The organism is Actinoplanes oblitus (assembly GCF_030252345.1).
GTDB lineage: Bacteria > Actinomycetota > Actinomycetes > Mycobacteriales > Micromonosporaceae > Actinoplanes > Actinoplanes oblitus.
Genome location: NZ_CP126980.1, coordinates 3051940 through 3072960, shown reverse-complemented (window position 1 = coordinate 3072960; position 21021 = coordinate 3051940). Strand labels below are relative to the sequence as shown.

Here is a 21021-nt window from a genome sequence, read left to right as displayed (position 1 = left end):
CTAGGCCCGGGCGCGGGTGCGCGGGTCGATGACCGAGTACAGGAGGTCGACCAGCAGGTTCGCGCCGAGCACGGACAGCGTGATGACCAGGAAGATGCCCTGCATGAGGGCGTAGTCGTTGCCGCCGACCGCCTGCAGCAGCGCGGAGCCGATGCCGGGGTAGGAGAAGACCGCCTCGGTGACGATCGAACCGGCCACCACGAAGCCGAGCGAGATGGCGAAGCCGGAGACCGACGGCAGGATCGCGTTGCGGGCCGCGTAACGGCGCATGATCCGGCCCGGCCGCAGGCCCTTCGCCTCGGCGGTGACCATGTAGTCCTCGGAGAGCGTGGAGACCATCATGTTGCGCATGCCGAGCATCCAGCCGCCGACACTGGACAGGATGATGGTGAGGGCCGGCAGCGCGCCGTAATAGATCACCGAGCCGATGAAGTCCAGGCTCCAGCCGGGCTCCACGGAGTAGACGTCGTACCCGCCGTTGAGCGGGAACAACGGCCAGGTGCTGCCGAACAGGAAGAGCAGGATCAACGCCAGCCAGAAGTACGGCACGGACTGGAACATCGTGGTGACCGGGATGAGGTTGTCCAGCCAGGAGCCGCGTTTCCAGCCGGCGGCGGTGCCCAGACCGACGCCGACCAGAAACGAGATCACCGTGGCCAGACCGATGAGGCCGATCGTCCAGGGCAGGGTCTGCTCGATGATCGAGCCGACCGACGCGGGGAAGAACGTCACCGAGACGCCCAGATCCCCGTGTGCCAGGTTCCCGAGATACTCCAGGTACTGGCTCCAGAGCGGCTTGCCGCTGCTGGTGCCCAGCAGGGCCTCGGTCGAGGCCCGCATCTCCGGGGTGACCGGCCCGCGCTGACCCAGCTTCGAGAGCAGGATGTCCACCGGGTCGCCGGGCATCAGGCGCGGGACGAAGAAGTTCACCGTCAGCGCCGCCCAGAGGGCGACCAGGTAGAACCCCAACTTACGGAGCAGGTAGCGCACGGTCGGCAGTCCTTACTTCGCGGGCTGCAGGTTGCTCAGCACGACGCCGTTGTCCCAGCTCTTCCAGGAGGCGGGCAGGGCGTACTTGTTCTCGTTGCTCGGCCAGCCGACCGCGTTCGCGGTGCTGAACTCGGTGAGCATCGAGTTCACGTAGATCGGGATGTACGGCAGGTCCTTGACGATCTCCTGCTGGACGATCGCGTACTGCGCCTTCTGCGCGGCCTCGTCGTTGGTGTTGGTCGCCGCGGCGATCGCGGCGTCCACCTTCGGGTTCTTGTACCGCGAGTAGTTGCCGCTGTTCTGCGCCGACTCGCCGACCTTCGCCGTGGTCACGGTGGTGTACTTCAGGTAGGTGAAGTACGGGTTCGTCGACGCGCCCAGGCCGATCGAGTCCAGCGACAGCTGGAACTTGCCCTGCACCTGGTTGTTGTTCCACTCGTTCCAGGACAGCTGGGTCGGCTTGATCTCGATGCCGACCTCCTTGAGCTCCTGCTTCATCGCGTCGTTCAGCGAGATGTAGTCGCTCCAGCCGGTCACCGTCTGGATGGTCATCGACAGCTTCTCGCCGCCCTTGGCCCGGATGCCGTCACCGCCCTTGACCCAGCCGGCCGCGTCCAGGATCTGGTTCGCCTTGGCGACGTCCGGGGCGCCCGGGGTGGTGGCGTTCGCCGGGTCGGCGATCCACTTCTTGTCCCGCTCGGGCAGCAGCAGGGTCGGCGACGCGGTCTCCGCGAAGCCACCACCGGCCAGCTTGTTCAGCTGGTCGCGGTTGAGCGCGTAGTAGATCGCCTGACGCACGGCCGGGTCGGTCTGCGGGCCCTTGCAGCCCAGCTCGGCGCCGGCGCAGGTGAAGACCGACGTGGTCATCGCCGGGGTGTTCACGTAGGTCAGGTTCTTCTGGTTCTTGAGCAGCTGCTCCAGGCCGGGCAGGAAGGCGCTCATCCAGTCCACCTGGCCGGCGGTCAGCGCGGCGGTCGCGGCGTCGGCGGTGGCCAGCGCGACGTAGCGGACGTTCTGGATCTGCGGCTTGCCGGACTGCCAGTAGTTCGGGTTCTTCTCCATCACGTAGCTCTGCGCGGAGAACGTCTTCAGCTTGTACGGCCCGGTGCCGACCGGGGTCGGGTTGATCGTCTTCGCCGGGTCGTCGATCTTGCTCCAGACGTGCTCGGCGACGATCGGGGTGTTGGCGATGACGGCCGCCTCGGCGGTGAACGACGGGACCTCGAAGGTCAGCACCGCCGTCTTGTCGTCCTTGGCCACCGACGAGACCAGCTTCAGGCCGCTCGCGTTGATCGCCGGGGTGCGCTTGACCAGGTCGAAGGTGAACGCCACGTCCTTGGCGGTGAACGGCTGCCCGTCCGACCACGTCACCCCGTCCCGGGTGGTGATGGTCAGCACCTTGCCGGTCTTGTCCCACGAGTAGGCGGTGCCCAGCATCGGGGTCGGCTCGGACTCCTTGGCGAAGTTGAACCAGTACAGCGTCTCGTAGATCAGGCCCTGGGTGGGCTGCAGCAGGGTCGGGCTGAACGGGTTCCAGTTCTCCACGATGGTGCCGGTCGACCCGTTGAAGATGGTGATCGAACTGTTCCCGGCGTTGCCCTTGGTGGTGCCGCCGTCGCTCTTGTCGCCCGAACAACCGGCCACGGCCAGCGTCAATGCGGCAGCCGCAGCCACCGCGGCCTTCAACTTGAACATATGCGGATACCTCGATTGTGATCGCCACCGTCTCCGGCGACGAGGTAACGGCCCTGGGTCGCCCGCGCCTGCCCAGCCCACGCGCGAGGTTCACCTTTGACGGGGCCATTATTAAGTGGCTTAAGTTTGCAATGTCAAGAGGAGATGTCGGGTCGTCGCCCGGTGCGTCATTTCCCGGCACGGCCGCGAACCTGGAGGTTCCCGATGGGCGATCACCCCGTTCTGTGCACCGGCGACAGCATCACCGACTGTGGACGGCGCGACGATCCGGCCGGCCTCGGCAACGGCTACGTGCGGCTGCTCGCCGAGGCTCCGGCGCTGGCCAGGACCCGTGTGATCAACACCGGGGTCGGTGGTGACCTGTCGTCCGACCTGGCCGCCCGCTGGGCCGGCGACGTGCTGGCGCACGAACCGGCGGTGGTGTCCGTCCTGATCGGCATCAACGACGTGTGGCGGCGGTACGACGGGGCCGGGCGGGTCACCGGCACCGCCGAGTTCGAGGCGAACCTGCGCCGGATGCTGGGAACGCTGGCGCCGTCGGTGCGGCTGGTGCTGATCGAGCCGTTCGTTCTGCCGGTGACCGCCGAGCAGCACCGGTGGGAGGCGGACGACCTGGGCGCCAAACGTCTGGTGATCCGCGAGTTGGCGGCCGAGTTCGGCGCCGCCTTCGTGCCTGCTCAGCACGTGTTTTCCGCGGCCGCCGAGGAGCACGGGGCGGCCGCGCTGGCGAGCGACGGGGTGCATCCGACGGCGCTCGGGCACGCGGTGCTGGCCGCCGCCTGGCTGGCCCATTCCTCGGTGAGTTGCTCTTGACCGCCCATCTGAGCCCGTTTAGATTCCGTACGCCGGGAGCGCTTCCACGCCGCCCGGTCCGTCCTGTCCGGAGGCGCCGTTGAACTGATCGCCCTCGATCTGCGTACCCCTGGTCGTCGCACCCCCGGGGGACCGGAAGAGGACCACGTGATGAGCGATCGCACCCGCATCGACCTGGACATCCTGCGCACGATCACCGACTGCCTCCGGCGGGCCAACGAGACGGCCCGCCGCGTCAGCGGGCCGGAACGACCGGCCCCCTCGGTGGGCGGCGGTCACCCCGCTGCCGTACGCCCCGCCACTCCGCTGGCCCGCCGGATCAGGCGGCCGCGATGACCCTCTACTTCGACCTTCCGCGCACCACACCGGTCACCGCCGACCCGTCGCCGTGGCGGGACTGCCGGCCGTCGCCGCGGCTGGCGCAGGCCGCCGTCGGCAGCGGATTCCTGGCGGTACTGCTGCTCGCCGCCACGGTGTGGTCGATCGTGCTGGGCGATGCCGGGGCCGCGCTGGCCTGCGGGGTGGCCGTGCTGATCCTCGGACACCTGTTCGGCCTCCTGCTGCACCTCTGGGTGCGCCCGCACAACACCGGCGACCGGATGCGGATCACCCGGATCGACGACGGGACGCCGGGGCTGACCTTCGGGTACTCCGGGCGGCTCTACTACTGGTATGCGAGCTTCCTGACCCTGCTCACCCTGGCGCAGGCCGCCCTGGCGTTCCGCACCCCGCTGCTGCTCGCCGGCGCCCTGCTCACCGGGGCCGGGCTGTACGTCCTGCTCCGGCACGCCCCGGGACGGCTGGCGCTCACCCCGGACGGTGTCTACCACCACGGCGTCTGGACCCAGCAGTTCCTGCCGTGGCAGGCGATCCGGGAGATCCTCCCGGGCGAGCAGGCCCGAATCCCGGTGATCGCGCTCCCAGCGGTCACTGCCGCGGAGCCCCCGGTCCCCTCCCCGGCGGACGCCTTCCCGGTGGGCGATCACGCGGAGGCCACCGCCCCGGAGATCCGCACCCGGCGGTCCTGGTTCCGCGCCCCGGACCGCGTGACGATCCAGGTCCCGTGGCTGGCCGCGGACCCGGCCCTGGTCCTGCGGACACTGCGCTGGTACCACGCCAACCCGGCCCACCGTTTCGAGCTCTCCTTCCAGATCGCCGTCGACCGAGCCCGCCAGCGCGCCTGGTACCTGCACTGACCACGAGCCACCGCGGCCGGTAGCCGCACCGGTGGGTCACCGCACGCGCGCCTCCCACCCGTCCGCTCACCGGCACAGCATGCCGAACCGCTACCGCCCACGGCCGTCACCGCCCCGCCTCGCCGCCCAAGCCGGGAATGCCCGGTCACGCCCAGGGGCCGGCACCGGCGAAACAGCGCGGCCTGCCGGGGATGAGGCCGGCAGGCCGCGGGTCAGTTCCTCCGTGATCGGATGTCCGGTGGCACGCCGGACATCCGGGATCAGGAGCGGGCGGCGGCCGGGTGGCGGCCCACCGAGAGGACGTCCAGCAGGAGCGCCGCCAGCGCGACCACCCCGAGCAGGGCCAGCCCGAGGGCGTAGGACTGGAAGTGGCCGTAGATCACGCCCATCACCAGCGGCGGGACGAAACCGCCGAGACCGCCGGCCGCGCCGACCACGCCGGTGACCGAGCCGACCTGGCTGGCCGGGGCGAGCTGGGCCACCAGGGCGAACGTCGCGCCGCTGCCGGCGCCGAGCGCGGCGGCCATGGCCAGGAAGGCCACAGTGCCGGCCGGGGCGAGCCCCGGGGTGAAGGCCTGGGCGACCGCACCGGCGATCACCACGCCGAGCGCCACGGCGAGCACCCGGCTGGCGGCGAACCGGTCGGCCAGCCAGCCGCCGACCGGCCGCATCACGACGGCGAGCAGGACGAAGCCGGCCATCCGGTTGGCCGCGTCGGCCGGGGTGAGCCCGTAGGCGGTCTTCAGGTAGGCGGGCAGGTAGACCGAGAAGGCGACGTAACCACCGAACGCGACGGCGTACAGCGCCGCGGCCTGCCAGGTGACCCGCAGCCGCAGGGCGGCGCCCAGCCGCTGGGCCAGCGGCGCCGACGGGACCACCCGGTCCGGGGCGTCACGCAGCAGCAGCCAGGCCACGGTGGCGTACCCGACCAGCACGACAGCGGTCAGGACGAACGGGGTGGCGGTGGTACCCAGGTTCACCAGCCGGACGGTGGTGAGCGCGCTGATCGCGGTGCCGCCCATGCCGGCGCCGAAGATCCCGACGGCGAGGCCGCGGCGCTCCGGCGGGAACCACGCGTTCACGAACGGGACGCCGACCGCGAACGCCGTCCCGCCGATGCCCAGGAAGAACCCGCCGACCAGCAGCGCGGCGAGCGAGTCGTGCCCGAACAGGCCGAGGAAGAGCACCGGGACCACGGTGGCCAGCGACACCAGCGGGAACATGATCCGCCCGCCGAACCGGTCGGTGAGCGCACCGACCGGGATCCGGCCCAGCGAGCCGACCACGACCGGGACCGCCACCAGCAGCGCCTGCTGGAACGAGCTCAGCCCGAGCGCCGCCTGGAATTTCACCGCCAGCGGGCTGAGCAGCGCCCACGCCCAGAAGTTCACGGCGAACCCGATCGTCGCCAGGGCCAGCATCAGCCCCCGCCGCGCGGTGTCCGGTGCCGACTCACTGGGCCGCGCGGCCGGGGCCTCGGTTCTGCTCATGGTCCACTCCACTGTCCGTCTTTCGCCCCGGCCACCGGCCGGGCCTTACCGGATCAGCCTCACGGCTGCCGACCGGTGCGGACAGGGACCTTGGACCCGTTTCACCGGGACCTCGCGGGCCCGGGACGGCACGGGTCAGGGATGGCGGAGCAGCGCCACCAGGAAGTCGGACTCCGGGGTGAGGGGCCGGAGGTCCCACGTGCTCAGCAGCAGGTCCGGGACCAGCCCGGCCGTGGCGGCGTCCGCCAGGAACTCGTCGAAGGGGTAGTCCCGGCCGGCGCCGAAGCCGATCGCCGCCCGGCCGGTGGGAGCGAGGTGCCCGGCGAAGCGGCGCAGGATCTCGACCCGGGTGTCCGGCGCCGCGAAGGTCATCACGTTGCCGGCGCAGACGATCGCGTCGAACGGCGGCCCGGGCAGCGACAGCTCGGCGAGGTCACCGACCAGCCACCGCGGGCCGGGATGGTCGGCGACGGCCGCGGCGATCAGCTCCGGATCCAGGTCGACGCCGGTCACCTCGTGACCGAGCGTCGCCAGGTGGCCGCCGACCCGGCCGGGACCGCACCCCGCGTCCAGGATCCGCGCCCGGCGCGGCACCATCGCGTCCACCAGGCGCGCCTCACCGGCCAGGTCGTGCCCCTGGGCGGCCATGTCCCGGAACCGCTTGATGTACCACTGGGAATGCCCCGGGTTCTCGGCGCGCTTCCGCAGCCACCCGTTCTGTACCGTCACTGCGCCTCTGCGACTTTCTCTGTCCGGCCCATCGCGACGACCCGCGGTGGGGAAGGGTCCATGCTCACGGTACGGCCGATCAGGCGGCCGCGAAGCTGACCTCAGCGGTCGGCACCGTCCCGGCGGTGCGCCCGGGCGCGCTCGTGTAGTCCCAGTACAGGTTGGTGTGCGCGACCACCAGCTCGGGACCGGGCGCGCCCCACTGGCTCAGGTCCCCGGTGGTGTGCGCGTCGCCGACCAGCGTCACGTCATAGCCGCGGGTGAACGCGCCATGGATGGTCGACCGGATGCAGGCGTCGGACGACGCGCCGGTCACCACGAGCCGGCCGGCCCGCCGCTCGGCGAGAAGCTCCTCGAGCTCGGTGGCCTCGAAGGCGTCCCCATATCGCTTGTGCACCAGCGGCTCGCCGTCGGCCCGGGGCAGCTCCGCCACATACTCCCACTGGGGGCTGTGCAGCGGCAGGTTGTGGTCGTCGGAGTGCTGCACCCACACCACCGGCACCCCCTCGGAGCGGGCCTTCGTCACCAGGGCGGCGATGTTGGCGATCACGGCGTCCCGCTGGAACGCGCCCTCCAGCACGCCGTTTTGCATGTCGATGACCAGCAGGGCGGTGCCGGGCCGGTCGGACAGAGTCGTCATGGCGAACCCTCCAGGGAAGAAGTCGCTCCCACCCTAGGACGACCCACCGACATTTTCCGGTACGCCCGGACCGGCTCCGGGCGTACCGGAGAGCTCAGTGCGCGGAGCGGGCGGTGGGCCGCTCGGCGTCCCGGACCACAGCGGGCGCGGGCGGACCGGCCGGCACCGGGCCACGCCGGGCGCGATAGACGACGTAGGGCCGCCAGAGGTAGGCGAGCGGCGCCGACCAGACGTGGACCAGCCGGGTGAACGGCCACAGCGCCAGGAAGAGGAACCCGCCGATCGCGTGCAGCTGGTAGACCAGCGGCGCACCGGTCATCAGCTCGGTCCGCGGATGGAACCAGAAGACGCCCCGGAACCAGACGGCGATCGTCTCCCGGTAGTCGTAGCCCGAACCGAGCAGGTTCTTGCCCACCGTCGCGGTCATGCCGAGCACCACCATGGCCGCCAGAAAGGCGTAGAGGACCTTGTCCATCCCGGTGGTGACCCGGCGGATCCGGCCGCTGACGAACCGCCGCGCGATCAGCAGGACCAGCCCGGCCACCATGACGATCCCGGTGATCGTGCCGCCCCAGACCGCCACCTCGTGGTAGAGGTGCTCCGGGATGCCCAGCGCCCCGGTGAGCGACGCCGGGATGAGCAGGCCCATCGCGTGCCCGCCGATCACCCCGAACGCGCCGAGGTGGAACATCGGCGACCCGAGCCGCAGCAGCCGGCTCTCCAGGAGCTGGCTGGTGTGCGTGGTCCAGCCGAACTGGTCGTGCCGCCACCGCCAGACGTGCCCGGCCACGAAGACGGTCAGGCAGGCATAGGGCAGCACCACCCAGATCAGGGTGTTCATCGGACGACCTCCGCGGTTCCGCAGGTGGCATAGGGGGCGAGGTCCGGCCCGCGACCGACCGAAGCGAGACCCACGGTCTCGACCGGCGGACCGTCGAAGGCGAGGGCCGCCAGGGCGGCACGGTCGGCATCGGAGAGTTGCGGCAGGACGGCACACACGGCGTCCAGGACCTTGGCGTACGGCGTTCCGGTCTCCCCCAGCGCCGCGCGCAGCAGCTCCAGCCCCTGCCGATGCTGCCGCAGCGGCGCCTCCCCGTCCCCCGGCCCCACGGTCGCGGCGAACTCGAGCACCACGGGCAGCAGGTCGGGCAGTTCCCCGCCGGCCAGCCGCAGCCCGTGTGCGCGGTACCGCTGCTTGAGCATGAGCAGCGCCATCCCCCGCTTGCGGGTGTCGCCGTGCAGGTAGTAGGTCAGGTACAGCCCGGACTTGCGCCGCAGGTCGAAGGTCCGCACGTAGTGCCGCTGCGCCTCGATCGGCGGCCAGCCGAGGAACTCGTCGAGGAACCCGGTCAGCGCGGCTCGCGCGACGTGATCCTCGACCAGAGCGGCCGCCTCCCGCAGCGCCGGCCCGGCCGAGAGCAGCTCGTCGTCGGGGTAGGTGAGCAGCAGCGCGGCGAGCTGGAAGATCCGCGCGCGGTCCGGGGCGCTCACGACCGCCCCCGCACCGGGTTGACGGTGAGCTGCCGGCGGCCGTCCGGGGTGGCACCGCCCATGCCCGGCCCGCCCTCGCCGTCCAGCGAGCAGCCGTCCCGCGCGGTGGCCTGGGCCTCCAGCTCGGCCGCCTGCTTCGTGTGCGCGACCGGGACGACGTACCGATCGTCGTACTTGGCGATGGCCAGCAGCCGGTACATCGCCTCGACCTGGTCCCCGGTCATCCCGATCCCGTCGAGCAGTTCCGCGGCCACCGTCCCGTCCAGGGTCCGGGCCCGCATGTACGACCGCATCGCGGCCAGCTTCATCAGCACCCCGCCGACCACCTCGGCGTCCCCGGCGCTGAACAGCTCGGCCAGGTACTCCACCGGGATCCGCAGGTCACGGATGGTGTGGAAGATGTCGTCGGCGTCGGTGTCGTCGCGCCCGGCGGCACCTGCCGCGTCCAGCACCGGCGACAGCGGCGGCACGTACCAGACCATCGGCAGCGTCCGGTACTCCGGATGCAGCGGCAGCGCGATCCGGTACTCGCCGATCAGCTTCCAGACCGGCGAGGCGGCGGCCGCCGCGATCCAGTCCTCCGGCATCCCGGCGTCCCGGGCGGCCTGCTGCACCGCCGGGTCGGTCGGGTCGAGGAAGACCGACCGCTGCGCGTCGAGCAGGTCCGCGTCGTCCGCGACGCTGGCCGCGGCGAGCACGGCGTCCTCGTCATACCAGAGCAGGCCGAGGTAGCGCAGCCGGCCGACGCACGTCTCCGAGCAGATCGTCGGCTGCCCCGCCTCCAGGCGCGGGAAGCAGAACGTGCACTTCTCCGCCTTGCCAGTGGCGTGGTTGACGTAGACCTTCTTGTACGGGCAGGCCGAGACGCACATCCGCCAGCCGCGGCAGCGGTCCTGGTCGACCAGGACGATGCCGTCCTCCTCGCGCTTGTACATCGCGCCGGACGGGCAGGCCGAGACGCAGGCCGGGTTGAGGCAGTGCTCGCAGATCCGGGGCAGGTGGAACAGGAACGTCTTCTCGAACTCGAACTTGACCTGCTGGGCCATCCGCGCCAGGTTCGGGTCGTCCTGCGCTGTCGACCCGCCGAGCGAGTCCTCCCAGTTCGCGCCCCAGGTGATCGCCATCGGCTCGCCGGTGAGCTTGGAGTAGGGCTTCTTGACGGGCGTGTCGGCCAGGCCGCCGGGCGCGTCGACCAGGATGTCCTTGTCGAAGCTGGCCGGCTCGTAGTAGTCGTCGATGCTCGGCAGGTCGGGGTTGGCGAAGATCCGCGACAGCCGCTTCAACCGGCCGCCGGACCGGAGCACCAGCCGCCCGGAGCCGTCGAGTTTCCAGCCGCCCTTCCAGCGTTCCTGGTCCTCGTAGTGCTTCGGATAGCCGATGCCGGGCTTGGTCTCGACGTTGTTGAACCAGACGTACTCGGTGCCCTCCCGGTTGGTCCAGGTCTGCTTGCAGGTGACCGAGCAGGTGTGGCAGCCGATGCACTTGTCGAGGTTCATCACCATCGCCATCTGGGCGCGGATCCGCATCAGTACTCAACCTCCTGGGTACGGCGGCGGATCACGGTGATCTCGTCGCGCTGGCTGCCGATCGGGCCGTAGTAGTTGAAGGCGTAGGTGAGCTGGGCGTGCCCGCCCGCCAGGTGGGTCGGCTTGATCAGCAGCCGGGTCATCGAGTTGTGGTAGCCCCCGCGCCGGCCGGACTTCTCCGCCTTGGGGACGTTCACCGTGCGCTCCGGCGAGTGGTACTGGAAGACGGTGCCCTCGGGCATCCGGTGCGAGACGACCGCCCGGGCCACCACGACGCCGTTGCGGTTGTGCGCCTCGATCCAGTCGTTGTCCCGGATCCCGATCTTCTCGGCGTCCCGGACGCTCATCCAGATCACCGGGCCGCCGCGGGACAGCGCGAGCATCAGCTCGTTGTCGTGGTACATCGAGTGGATCGACCACTTGGCGTGCGGGGTCAGGAACCGCACTGTGACACCGCCGTCGACCGCCTCGCCGGGCTTGCCGAAGTGCCGGGCCATGTTCAGCGGCGGCCGGAACCCGGGCAGCTGCTCACCCAGCTCGGCCACCCAGTCGTGCTCGACGAAGAAGTGCTGCCGCCCGGTGACGGTGTGCCAGGGCTTGAGCCGCTCGACGTTGATGGTGAACGGGGAGTAGCGGCGGCCGTTCTTCTCCGAGCCGGACCACTCCGGGCTGGTGAAGACCGGCTGCGGCGCCCGCTGGGTGTCGGCGTAGGTGATCCGGTCGTCCTGGTGGCCCTCGACGTAGTCGGTGAACTTCTGCCCGGTACGTTTCTCCAGCTCCTCGAAGCCGGCGTGGGCGAGACGCCCGTTGGTGGTGCCGGAGAGGGCCAGGATCGCCTCGCACATCCGGTCGGCCGTGGCGATCGAGGGACGGCCGTCGAGCACCCCGTTCTGATGCTTCAGGTAGGCGATCTCGGGCCGCACGTCGACGGTGATGGCCTTGGTGGTGGTGCCCAGTTCGTCCAGGAGCGGGCCGACCGTACGCATCTTCCGGCCGAGCTGCGTGTAGTCCCGCTCGATCGTCACCAGCTTGGGCATGGTCCGGCCCGGCACCGGGTCGCACTCGCCGGCCTTCCAGTCCCGGACCCGCCCGCTCGGCATGGCCAGCTCGTCCGGGGTGTCGTGCTGCAGCGGCGCCGCGAGCACGTCGGTCCGGGTGCCGAGATGCGTCACCGCCAGCTCGCTGACCTTGTCGGCCAGGGCGAGGAACGTGTCGTAGTCGGTGTGCGCCTCGCCGGCCGGCTCCACCGCCGGGCTGAACGAGTGCACGAACGGGTGCATGTCGGTGGTGGAGATGTCGTGCTTCTCGTACCAGGTGGCGGCGGGCAGGACCAGGTCGGCGTGCAGGCCGGTGTTGGTCATCCGGAAGTCGATCGCGGTGAGCAGGTCGAGCTTGCCGATCGGTGCCTCGTCGCGCCAGGCGACGTCGCGGGGGCGCTCGCCGGGACCGCACTCGGTGGCGGTGGCCGAGCCCTCGACGCCGAGCAGGTGCCGCATGAAGTACTCGTTGCCCTTGCCGGAGGAGCCGAGCAGGTTGGCCCGCCACAGCGTGAGGCAGCGCGGGAAGTTGGCCGGATCGTCCGGGTCCTCGGCCACCGGGGTCAGCCGGCCGGCCCGCAGCTCCTCGACGATGTAGTCCTGGACCGGCTTGCCGGCGGCCGCGGCGAGATCCGCCAGCTCGAGCGGGTTGCGGTTGAAGAACGGGTGCCCCGGGCTCCAGCCCATCCGCTGCGCGGCGGCCACCGTGTCGGCGAACGCCATCCCCTTGAACCGGCCGGTGCCCAGCGGCGACGCCAGCTCGTCGGCCGGGACCCGCTCGTAGCGCCACTGGTCGGTGTGCAGGTACCAGAACGGGGTGGCGGCCTGGTGCCGCATCGGGCGCTGCCAGTCGAAGGCGAACGACATGTGCTGCTGGCCGGTGACCGGGCGAGCCTTCTCCTGGCCGACGTAGTGCGCCCAGCCGCCGCCGTTCACCCCCTGGCAGCCGGTGAGGGTGACCAGCGAGATGAACGCGCGGTAGGTCATGTCGGAGTGGAACCACTGGTTCGCGCCGGCGCCCAGCACGATCATCGAGCGGCCACGGCTGCGCTCGGCGTTGCGGGCGAACTCGCGGCCGATCCGGGTGGCCAGGGCGGCCGGTACGCCGGTGATCCGCTCCTGCCAGGCCGGAGTGTGCAGATCGTCCTCGCCGCCGACGTTGTACTGGGCCAGCACCAGGTCGTACACCGTGGTGACCAGGTGCTCGCCGACGCGGCGGACCGGCACGCGGCGGGTGACGGTGGCGCCGCCCTCGGTCTCGCCGACGTCGAAGCGGGCCAGCTCGATCTCCACCGTCTCGTCACCGGGGATGCCGAGGGCCGGGACGACGTCGCCGAGGTCGAGGTTCCAGCGGCCCGGTTCGGCGTACCGGAAACCGAGCGAACCGTTGGGGACGACCACCTCGCCGGTAGCCGAGTCGAGCAGCACCGTCTTGTGCGATCCGTCCGGATCGCCCAGGTCGGCGGCGGTGAGGAAGCGATCCGCCTTGCCGTCGGCGACGGTCACCAGGAACGGCAGGTCGGTGAACCGCCGGACGTAGTCCTGGAAGTAGGGCACCTGACGCTCGACGAAGAACTCCTTGAGGATCACGTGGCCCATCGCCATGGCCAGCGCGCCGTCGGTACCGGGGTGCGGCGCCAGCCAGTCGTCGGCGAACTTCACGTTGTCGGCGTAGTCCGGGCTGACCGCGACCACCTTGGTGCCCTTGTAGCGAGCCTCGGCCAGGAAGTGCGCGTCCGGCGTCCGGGTGACCGGGATGTTCGAACCCCACATCATCAGATAGGTCGCGTTCCACCAGTCGCCCGCCTCGGGCACGTCGGTCTGGTCACCCCAGATCTGCGGGGAGGCGATCGGGAGGTCCGCGTACCAGTCGTAGAAGCTGAGCAGGGTGCCGCCGAGCAGCGCGTGGTAGCGGGTGCCGGCCGCGAACGAGGCCATCGACATGGCCGGGATCGGCGAGAAGCCGACGACGCGGTCCGGGCCGTAGGTCTTCGTGGTGTAGACGTGCGCGGCCGCCGCGATCTCGATCGCCTCGTCCCAGCTCGCCCTGACGAAACCGCCGCGGCCGCGCTGGGACTTGTAGGCCCGGGCCTTGAGCGGGGTCTCCACGATCTCCGCCCAGGCCAGCACCGGGTCGCCGAGCCGCTCGCGGGCCTCACGGAACATCTCGGCGAGGGTGCCGCGCAGGTAGGGGTGGCGGACGCGGGACGGCGAGTATTCGTACCAGGAGAAGGAGGCGCCGCGCGGGCAGCCGCGGGGCTCGTAGTCCGGGGCGTCCGGGCCGGTGCCCGGGTAGTCGGTGGCCTGGTGCTCCCAGGTGATCAGGCCGTCGCGGACGAACACGTTCCACGAGCAGGAGCCGGTGCAGTTCACGCCGTGGGTGGAGCGGACGACCTTGTCGTACTTCCAGCGGTCGCGGTAGAACGCGTCCCAGTCGTTGTCGCTGACCTGGTGCAGGGTGCGGCCGTGGTCGGCAACCGTCTCCCGGGTGAGGAAGCGGCGCGCGGCCAGCAAGGGGGCTGCGGGTTCGGGTGACACGTCGGGCACTCCCAGGTCGGTGACGGGTGGCTCGCGCTCAACACTCGTCGATCACGGGTCCCGGTCTCCAGGGCGGCGGTCCCGCGCCGGCTGGGACCAAAGTCCCGAACCCGGGGCCCGGACCCGGGACACCGTGCCTGGCCGGCGGGGCACCGGCTCGGGTTCACTGGGGGCCATGCGAACGACGCGAGCGGGACTGGCCGACGTGGCCCGGCGGGCCGGGGTGTCGCCGGCCACCGCGTCCCGGGTGCTGTCCGGTTCCGGTCCGGCCTCGCCCGCCAGCCGGGCCGCCGTGCTGGCCGCCGCCGAGCAGCTCGACTACCGGCCGCACCCGGTGGCCCGGCAGCTGGCCGGCGGCTCCGGCAGCCGGGTGGTCTTCGCGGTGCGGGACGAGCGCGCGGACATCCTGCGGGATCCGTTCGTCACGCGGGCCACGGCCGCGATGGCCGCGGCACTGCTTCCGTACGCGATGGGCGTCGCCCTGCGGCACGTCGGCCTGGACTGCGCCGCCGACCTCGACGAGCTCGCCGGCGACCGGGGCCTCGCCGCGCTGGTGCTGGCCGGGCACGACCGGGCGATGCCGGCCGCCCTGCCGCCCCGCCTGCGCGGCCGCACCGCCGTGATCGGCGCGGGCGGCGCCGACGTGGACAGCGCGGCGGGCGTCGGGGTCCTGCTCACCCACCTGTACCTGCTCGGCCGTCGCCGGATCGCGCTGATCGCCGGGCCGGCGTGGCTGGCGGCGTCGGCGGCGCCGGTCGCGGCCTATCGGGAGCTGACCCGGTCGGCGGGGCTGCCGGCCCGGATCGTGCGGGGCGACTTCACCAGTGCCCGGGGGCGGGTCGCGGCCCGGGCGGTCCTGCGTCGCTGGCCGGACACCGACGCGATCGCCACGGTCAGCGACGCCACCGCGCTCGGTGCGCTGCAGGCCCTCGCCGGGCTCGGCATCCGGGTGCCGGACGATGTCGCGGTGACCGGTTTCGACGATGTCCCGCTGGCGAGCGCGGTCTCTCCGGCGCTGTCCACGGCGACCCATCCGGTGGAGGAGATCGCGGCAGCAGCGGTGCGGAGCGCGCTCGGGGAGGTGGTGCCGGTGACGTTGTTCCCCAGTTCGCCGGTCTTCCGTGCCACGGCCTGACACCGGGACCGCCCGGTCTTCCGCGCTGCGCTCTGGCCGAAACCGCCCGGCCTCTCCACCACGGCCACCCGGCCTCCCTCACCACGGCCTCTTGCGGTGGAAGCGCTTCCACGGCCTAGCGTGCTCGGGTGCCTGAGATTCGCCACTACCGCCCGGCCGATCTGGCCGCGGTCTACGACATCTGTGTCCGCACCGCCGACGCCGGCGAGGACGCCCGCGGGCGGTACTCCACCGACGACCTGATGGGTGACCTGTTCGCCGGACCCTACGTGCACCTGGCGCCGGAACTCGCGTTCGTGCTGGACGACGGCGGCGACGCGGTGGGCTACGTGGTCGGGACCGCGGACACGGCCGAGTTCGTGAAACGCTACCGGGACGAGTGGATCCCGCTGATCGGCGACAAGTACCCGGTGCCGCCGCCCCCGCCGCGAACTCCCGAGCAGGACATGGTGGCGCTGCACTTCTGGCCGGAGCGGATGATCGTGCCGGAGCTGGCGGCGTGGCCGGCGCACCTGCACATCGACCTGCTCCCGCCCTACCAGCGACAGGGTTTCGGCCGCCGGCTGATCGCCGCGTTCGAACGCGCGGCGGCTGCCGCCGGGGCGCCGGGCGTACACCTCGGCATGCTCACCTCGAACGTGCGGGCCCGCGGGTTCTACGACCGTCTCGGCTTCACCGAGCTACCGGTCCCCGACCCGGGCCCGCTCACCTACCTGGGCAAACCCTTGACCGGGTGAGATCCGGGCACCTCGGCGCCCGGACTCGTCCCCACGCCGGTCACTCCGGGGCTTCGATGATCTCCGGGACGTCGGCGACCTGCGGGACCTCGCGCAGGTGGCGGTTGTGCCGCGGCTCCTGCTTGGTCTTCGCGTCGTTGAGACGGCGGCGCAGGTCGTCGCGGACGTCCATGATCGCCGCGTGCAGGTCCTCCTCCGACGAGGTGGTGACGATCTTCTCGCGACCGCCGATCCAGCACTCGAGGGTCACCTTCTGACCGCGGGCGGCGCGGTCCTTCACCATGATCTCCAGCTCGGTGGCGTCGGCGTGGAACGCGGCGAGCCGGGCGTCGAGCGGGCTGAACTGCTCGGCGAGCCAGTTCCGATCCCCCTGCGAGAAGCCGGCGCCGACCCGCAGACATTCCTGAACGGTGGCCGGGTTCGCGACTGCGGTCATCAGAGCCTCCTGCATCCGGTGATAACGGGACACCCTTCCTGTACCCAGTTGATCAATCTTGAACCCGGCCGGAGGTCACCCGATCGCCCATACCGGTCATGAACCCGGCCCGCGGTCACCGGGCTCAGCGCCGGATCCGGTCCCCTCGGTGGTGAGCCCGGCCCGCGGCCACCGGGGTCAGGGCCGGATCCGGTCCACCAGGCGCAGGCCGGTTTCGGTCACCTCGTCGGCGGACCATTCCAGGGCCGGCGCCAGCACACTGATCTCGGCCATCGCATGTCCCGGCAGTTCGGCGTGCCGCCAGCCACCGGCGAACCACACCTTCTCCTCCTCGGCGAGCACCAGCGCCGCCTCGTTGAGCCGCTCCGCCGGGTACGGCAGCCACAGCCGGAACTGGTGGGTGTGCGGCGGCTGCGGATGAACGATCGCGCCCGGCACCCGGGCCAGCGCCGCCGCCACGGTCCGGGCGTGCCGCACGTACTCCGGGACTCTCGGCAGCTCCCGGTCGATCCCGGCCAGCGCGGACAGCACCGCCGGCCACTGCTGGAACACCTGCCCGCCGTGCCGATGCCGCCAGGCCCGCGCATATCCGGCGAAGGCGGCGGTCCCGGCCACCGCCGCCCCGCTCAGGCCGCCGAGCGTCTTGTAGAACGAGACGTACGTCGAATCGGCCAGCCCGGCGATCTCCGCGAGCCCCCGTCCCAGGTACGGCGTCGACTCCCACAACCGCGCCCCGTCGAAGTGCACCCGGGCCCCGGCCGCCCGCGCCGCCCCGGCCGCCTCGGTCAGCTCCGCCCAGGTGGGCAGCACGAATCCGGCGTCCCGCAGCGGCAGCTCGAACACCACGGTGCCGACCGGCTCGTCCAGCGCCGCGATCTCCGCCGCCGTCGGATGCCGCGGCGCCGTGGTGGGGTGGACCGCGCGCAGCCCGGTCAGGTCGGCGTAGGCCCGGCGCTCGTGCACCTCCTGATGCCCGAGCGGGTGCAGCGCCACCGTCCGCAGCCCGGTGAGCTCCGCGCCGTACCGCAGGGCCACCTGCTGCGCCATCGTCCCGGTCGGGAAGTACACCGCCGCCGGGGTGCCGAGCAGCCGCGCGACCCGCTCCTCCAGCTCGGCGACCAGCCCGTCCCCGTAGTAGTCGGGCATCAGCGCGGGCCCGGCCACCTCACCCAGCTCGGCCAGCCGCTCCCGCACGGTCGCCGGCCGCACCCCGGCCAGCAGCCGGTCACATCCCCGCATGGCGGCGATCCGCCGCGCTCGCACATCCTCAGCCACCGAAAAATGATCGCAGACTTCCGAGCGACTTTCTTGTACGATCGTACTTGTACGAACGTACAAGATGAGGTGCATAGCAGTGCCGTACGTCCTTCTCGCTCTCGCCATCGGGAGTGAACTTCTCGCCACCAGCCTGATGAAGGCCACCGACGGCTTCAGCCGGCTCTGGCCCACCCTCGCCGTCCTCGCTGGTTACGCCATCTCGTTCGTCGCCCTGTCCCACGCGATCAAGGGCGGCATCCAGGTCGGCGTCGCCTACGCCATCTGGTCGGCGGTCGGCACCGCCGCGATCATCGTGATCGGGGCACTGTTCCTCGACGAACCGGTCACGCTCGCTAAGGTGGGCGGCGTCGCCCTGATCATCGCCGGCGTGGTGATGCTGAACCTGACCGGCGCGGAGGCACATTGACCGAGCACCCCGTCCAGCACAGCCCCGACGCCGGGCTCGACGAGCGCGGAGGCGCGTCGAGCGCGCACCCCACCCGTCAGCATCCCGACGCCGGACCCGACCAGCGCGGAGGCGCAGTGACCGCGCGCCGCACTCAGCGGACCCGCGATCCGGAGGCGCGCCGTGCCGCGCTGGCCGTGGCCACCATGGAGGTCATCGCCGAGTCCGGCGTCGGCCGGACCACGCACCGGGCGGTCGCGGCCCGGGCCGGGCTGCCGCTCGGCGCGACCACCTACTACTTCCCGACCCTGGACGATCTCATCGCCGCCGGGTTGCGGCACGCCGCCGACGCGATGCGTGCCGATCTGGACGAGTGGGCCGGCCGGCTCGCCGCCGCATCCGACCTGCCGGCCGAGTTGACCACGCTGACCAGCGAGTACCTGGCCGACCGCCGGCAGGTCCGGATCGAGTACGAGCTGTGCGTCGCCGCGGCACGCGACGCCGCGCTGCGGCCACTCGCCGAAACCTGGATGGACGGCCTGCCGGAGATCCTGGAGCCCGCCGTCGGCGCGGCCGCCGCCCGCGACGTCTGCGCCCTGCTCGACGGCATCATCCTGCGCGCGCTGGTCACCGAGAGCGACCTCGACGCACCCGGCCTCACCGCCGCGATCCGCCGCCTGATCCCGGCCGCGTGACCCACGGACCACGGGCGGGACGTCGCTCCGGCCGTACCCGAAACTGGTTTTGATCTTTCAACGGTCGGCGCGGAGCAGGGCGCGGATCCCGTCGACGTAGGTTCGGCGGTCCATGTTGCCGATCAGGACGCGCTGCAGGATGTAGCCCTGGATCAACCCGAAGATCGCGGACCCCACGCCGAACGCGTCGGCGTCGGCCGGCAACTGGCCGGTGGCCTTGGCGCGTTCCGCGGCCCGCACCATCCGGTCCCGGATCCGGCCGTAGACGTCCCGGACCACCTCGGCGACCTGATCGTCATAGGTGGCCTCGCCCCACACCTGCACCGCGATCCGCACCGCCTGATCAGCGCTCAGCGTCGCCTCCACCTGGGTGATCACCTCGTCGAGGAAGACCTCCAGCGGCGGCATCGGGTCCAGGCCGAGCAGGCGATCGAGGGTGCCGGTGACTTCGGCGATCTTGGTGCTGGCGATCGCCATGATCAGCTCGTTCTTGCTCTTGAAGTAGCGGTAGAACGCGCCGACCGAGAGATCGGCTTCCTTGATCACATCCTGCATCGAGGTCTGGTGGAAGCCGTTGCGCACGAAGCAGCGCACCGCCGCGTCGAGGATCTGCTGGCGGCGGGCGGCGAGGTGGGCTTCCGAGACGCGAGGCACCGGACCAGCCTACCCGCAAAACGAACGGTCGTTCCGCCAGCGGGCCGGCCCGGGAAGCCGCGGACCGGCCGGAAACCGCTGCACCGCCCGGGAAGTCGGTGAGCCGGCCCGATCAACGGGTCAGCCGGCCCGGGAATTCGCTGAGACGGCTGGCAGGTCAGCGGGCCAGGCGCATCCGGCCGGCCTGATAAACGGCCATGCCCGCGTCGTCGAGTTCCACCGTCGCCGCCGGGAAGTCGCCACTGATCCGCAGTCGCTGCGGGCTCACCAGGTGATACGTCACCTGCCCCGGCACCACGGTCAGCGACGGCACCTGCACCCGGACTACCGGAACCGTCACCGGGCCGGACTTGGCGGTCAGGCCGAGCCGGCGGACCGCCCACGACACGAAGATCGGCGAGTCGGCGAGACGCAGCAGCGCGGCCGGGTCGAGCGCGTCGAGCTGCTCGGTACCGGCGAACGGCAGGTCACCGGCGTCGCCGGCGTGCTCCGCCCGGCAGGTCCAGCCGGTGGCGGCACGGCCCAGCCGCAGCTCCCGGCTCCAGCCGTCACCCCGGGTGGTGACGTGCAGCGCATCGACCTCGGCGGCGCCGGACAGCTCGGCCTGCCAGGTCAGCGCGTAGGGGCGCTTGCCCGCGACGATCGCCGACCCGCTCGGCCGTGACCCTCGCGGAAAGACCAGCTCGGTGCCGACGATGTCGGTCCGCTGCCAGGTCAACGGGGTCGACGGCAGGTCGGCGCGAGGCCGTTCCGCCAAGGCCGGTCCCCGTGCGCCGGTCATGGTCATAGCGCCTCCTTTGCCGCTGTCCGATGCCCCATGGTCGCATTGTGCAAACGGTGGCATCGGCGAATCCACCCCTGTCCGGGGGATCCGGTACAACCTTCGGTTAACGGACGACCTCGGTTCGGGTTCGTGACCCGGGCGGCCGCCGGTGTGTCGCACACCATACGGGCGGCCTGGAGCGGCCCGGTCGGCGACCCACCCCTCAAGATCAACCAGCGGATCAGGCCAGCCGGAAGACGAAGACCGCCGCGCCGCCGCAGAGCAGGGCGAGCATCGCGAACGAGGCGAGCACCGCCAGCACCGAACGGGAGGCCGGCGCCTCGGCGACAGCCGGTGTCCCGGCAAGAACCGGCGGCTCGGCGGCGGTCAGCGACTCGACAAGAACCGGCGACTCGGCGACAGCCGGTGTCCCGGCAAGAACCGGCGCCTCAGCGGGAATCGGCTGCTCTGCGGCGGTCAACAGCTCGGCGAGAACCGGCGCCTCAGCGGGAATCAGCTGCTCTGCGGCGACCAACGGCTCGGCAAGAACCGGCGACTCGGCGACAGCCGGCGGCTCGATGAGAACCGGCGTGAGGACCAGCGTGGGTTCGGGGTCGCGGGACCGGCCCCGCGGGATGGCGACCAGGTGCCGGTGCACCGCCGCCCGGCTGACCGGGCGGTCGCGAGGGATGGCGACGAGATGCCGTCGGACCGGCTCCACCCGACCAGCTTGAACAACGGAACGTGTCTTAGTCGACGCACTCCGTATGCCAACCGGGGAAACGTTCGCGTT

21 protein-coding genes are annotated in these 21021 nt (G+C 71.6%); 7 read left to right on the top strand and 14 right to left on the bottom strand.

Annotation, left to right across the window (positions count from 1 at the left end; genetic code table 11):
- Both Actob_RS13710 and Actob_RS13705 read right to left on the bottom strand, forming a co-directional pair.
- Positions 1 to 990 carry an ABC transporter permease gene (locus tag Actob_RS13710; RefSeq protein WP_284920542.1) on the bottom strand — a complete coding sequence of 330 codons (990 nt, stop codon included), beginning with the start codon at positions 988 to 990 and terminating at the stop codon, positions 1 to 3.
- Between the two features lie 12 nt (positions 991 to 1002).
- Positions 1003 to 2685: an ABC transporter substrate-binding protein gene (locus Actob_RS13705; protein ID WP_284920541.1), complete on the bottom strand. Its 1683-nt coding sequence runs from the start codon at positions 2683 to 2685 to the stop codon at positions 1003 to 1005.
- A 204-nt stretch (positions 2686 to 2889) separates the two neighbouring features.
- On the opposite strand from Actob_RS13705, the gene Actob_RS13700 reads away from it, so the two are divergent.
- From Actob_RS13700 to Actob_RS13690, 3 genes are all read left to right on the top strand, one after another.
- Positions 2890 to 3498, top strand: coding sequence for an SGNH/GDSL hydrolase family protein (locus Actob_RS13700; protein WP_284920540.1), 609 nt, complete (start codon positions 2890 to 2892; stop codon positions 3496 to 3498).
- A 150-nt stretch (positions 3499 to 3648) separates the two neighbouring features.
- Positions 3649 to 3834 carry a hypothetical protein gene (locus Actob_RS13695; protein WP_284920539.1) on the top strand — a complete coding sequence of 62 codons (186 nt, stop codon included), beginning with the start codon at positions 3649 to 3651 and terminating at the stop codon, positions 3832 to 3834.
- Positions 3831 to 4694 (top strand): hypothetical protein, encoded by an 864-nt coding sequence (locus tag Actob_RS13690; RefSeq protein ID WP_284920538.1) that lies wholly within the window; start codon positions 3831 to 3833, stop codon positions 4692 to 4694. Before Actob_RS13695 ends, Actob_RS13690 begins: the two co-directional genes overlap by 4 nt.
- A 260-nt stretch (positions 4695 to 4954) precedes the next feature.
- On the opposite strand, the gene Actob_RS13685 is transcribed toward Actob_RS13690, so the two are convergent.
- The 7 genes from Actob_RS13685 to Actob_RS13655 form a co-directional block, all read right to left on the bottom strand.
- Positions 4955 to 6184: an MFS transporter gene (locus Actob_RS13685; protein ID WP_407653634.1), complete on the bottom strand. Its 1230-nt coding sequence runs from the start codon at positions 6182 to 6184 to the stop codon at positions 4955 to 4957.
- 135 nt (positions 6185 to 6319) lie between these two features.
- Positions 6320 to 6832: a class I SAM-dependent methyltransferase gene (locus Actob_RS13680; protein WP_284922314.1), complete on the bottom strand. Its 513-nt coding sequence runs from the start codon at positions 6830 to 6832 to the stop codon at positions 6320 to 6322.
- Between the two features lie 160 nt (positions 6833 to 6992).
- The gene (locus tag Actob_RS13675) at positions 6993 to 7553 is read right to left on the bottom strand and encodes a cysteine hydrolase family protein (RefSeq protein ID WP_284920537.1); all 561 of its coding nucleotides are present in this window, start codon (positions 7551 to 7553) and stop codon (positions 6993 to 6995) included.
- A gap of 94 nt (positions 7554 to 7647) precedes the next feature.
- Positions 7648 to 8394, bottom strand: coding sequence for a respiratory nitrate reductase subunit gamma (gene narI / locus Actob_RS13670; protein ID WP_284920536.1), 747 nt, complete (start codon positions 8392 to 8394; stop codon positions 7648 to 7650).
- A complete protein-coding gene (gene narJ / locus Actob_RS13665) occupies positions 8391 to 9044 on the bottom strand; it encodes a nitrate reductase molybdenum cofactor assembly chaperone (RefSeq protein ID WP_284920535.1) in 654 nt (217 codons plus the stop codon). Before narJ ends, narI begins: the two co-directional genes overlap by 4 nt.
- Complete coding sequence (gene narH, locus Actob_RS13660; RefSeq protein ID WP_284920534.1) at positions 9041 to 10570, bottom strand: nitrate reductase subunit beta; 1530 nt, start codon at positions 10568 to 10570, stop codon at positions 9041 to 9043. The genes narJ and narH overlap by 4 nt, the downstream gene beginning before the upstream one ends.
- Positions 10570 to 14154: a nitrate reductase subunit alpha gene (locus tag Actob_RS13655; protein ID WP_407653632.1), complete on the bottom strand. Its 3585-nt coding sequence runs from the start codon at positions 14152 to 14154 to the stop codon at positions 10570 to 10572. The genes narH and Actob_RS13655 overlap by 1 nt, the downstream gene beginning before the upstream one ends.
- 166 nt (positions 14155 to 14320) lie before the next feature.
- Between Actob_RS13655 and Actob_RS13650 the strand changes: the two genes are divergently transcribed.
- Together Actob_RS13650 and Actob_RS13645 are read left to right on the top strand one after the other, a co-directional pair.
- Positions 14321 to 15280: a LacI family DNA-binding transcriptional regulator gene (locus Actob_RS13650; protein WP_284920533.1), complete on the top strand. Its 960-nt coding sequence runs from the start codon at positions 14321 to 14323 to the stop codon at positions 15278 to 15280.
- Positions 15281 to 15408: 128 nt separating this feature from the next.
- Positions 15409 to 16017: a GNAT family N-acetyltransferase gene (locus Actob_RS13645; protein WP_284920532.1), complete on the top strand. Its 609-nt coding sequence runs from the start codon at positions 15409 to 15411 to the stop codon at positions 16015 to 16017.
- A 40-nt stretch (positions 16018 to 16057) separates the two neighbouring features.
- Here Actob_RS13645 and Actob_RS13640 read toward each other — a convergent pair whose 3' ends face one another.
- Both Actob_RS13640 and Actob_RS13635 read right to left on the bottom strand, forming a co-directional pair.
- Positions 16058 to 16453 (bottom strand): HPF/RaiA family ribosome-associated protein, encoded by a 396-nt coding sequence (locus Actob_RS13640; protein WP_284920531.1) that lies wholly within the window; start codon positions 16451 to 16453, stop codon positions 16058 to 16060.
- A gap of 177 nt (positions 16454 to 16630) precedes the next feature.
- Positions 16631 to 17728 (bottom strand): threonine aldolase family protein, encoded by a 1098-nt coding sequence (locus Actob_RS13635; RefSeq protein ID WP_284920530.1) that lies wholly within the window; start codon positions 17726 to 17728, stop codon positions 16631 to 16633.
- 79 nt (positions 17729 to 17807) lie between these two features.
- On the opposite strand from Actob_RS13635, the gene Actob_RS13630 reads away from it, so the two are divergent.
- Positions 17808 to 18137, top strand: coding sequence for a DMT family transporter (locus Actob_RS13630; RefSeq protein WP_284920529.1), 330 nt, complete (start codon positions 17808 to 17810; stop codon positions 18135 to 18137).
- A gap of 116 nt (positions 18138 to 18253) precedes the next feature.
- Positions 18254 to 18811, top strand: coding sequence for a TetR/AcrR family transcriptional regulator (locus Actob_RS13625; RefSeq protein ID WP_284920528.1), 558 nt, complete (start codon positions 18254 to 18256; stop codon positions 18809 to 18811).
- 57 nt (positions 18812 to 18868) lie between these two features.
- On the opposite strand, the gene Actob_RS13620 is transcribed toward Actob_RS13625, so the two are convergent.
- From Actob_RS13620 to Actob_RS13610, 3 genes are all read right to left on the bottom strand, one after another.
- The gene (locus Actob_RS13620; RefSeq protein ID WP_284920527.1) at positions 18869 to 19465 is read right to left on the bottom strand and encodes a TetR/AcrR family transcriptional regulator; all 597 of its coding nucleotides are present in this window, start codon (positions 19463 to 19465) and stop codon (positions 18869 to 18871) included.
- 157 nt (positions 19466 to 19622) lie between these two features.
- A complete protein-coding gene (locus Actob_RS13615; protein ID WP_284920526.1) occupies positions 19623 to 20252 on the bottom strand; it encodes a putative glycolipid-binding domain-containing protein in 630 nt (209 codons plus the stop codon).
- A 217-nt stretch (positions 20253 to 20469) separates the two neighbouring features.
- A complete protein-coding gene (locus Actob_RS13610) occupies positions 20470 to 20949 on the bottom strand; it encodes a hypothetical protein (RefSeq protein ID WP_284920525.1) in 480 nt (159 codons plus the stop codon).
- Between the last annotated feature and the right edge of the window lie 72 nt (positions 20950 to 21021).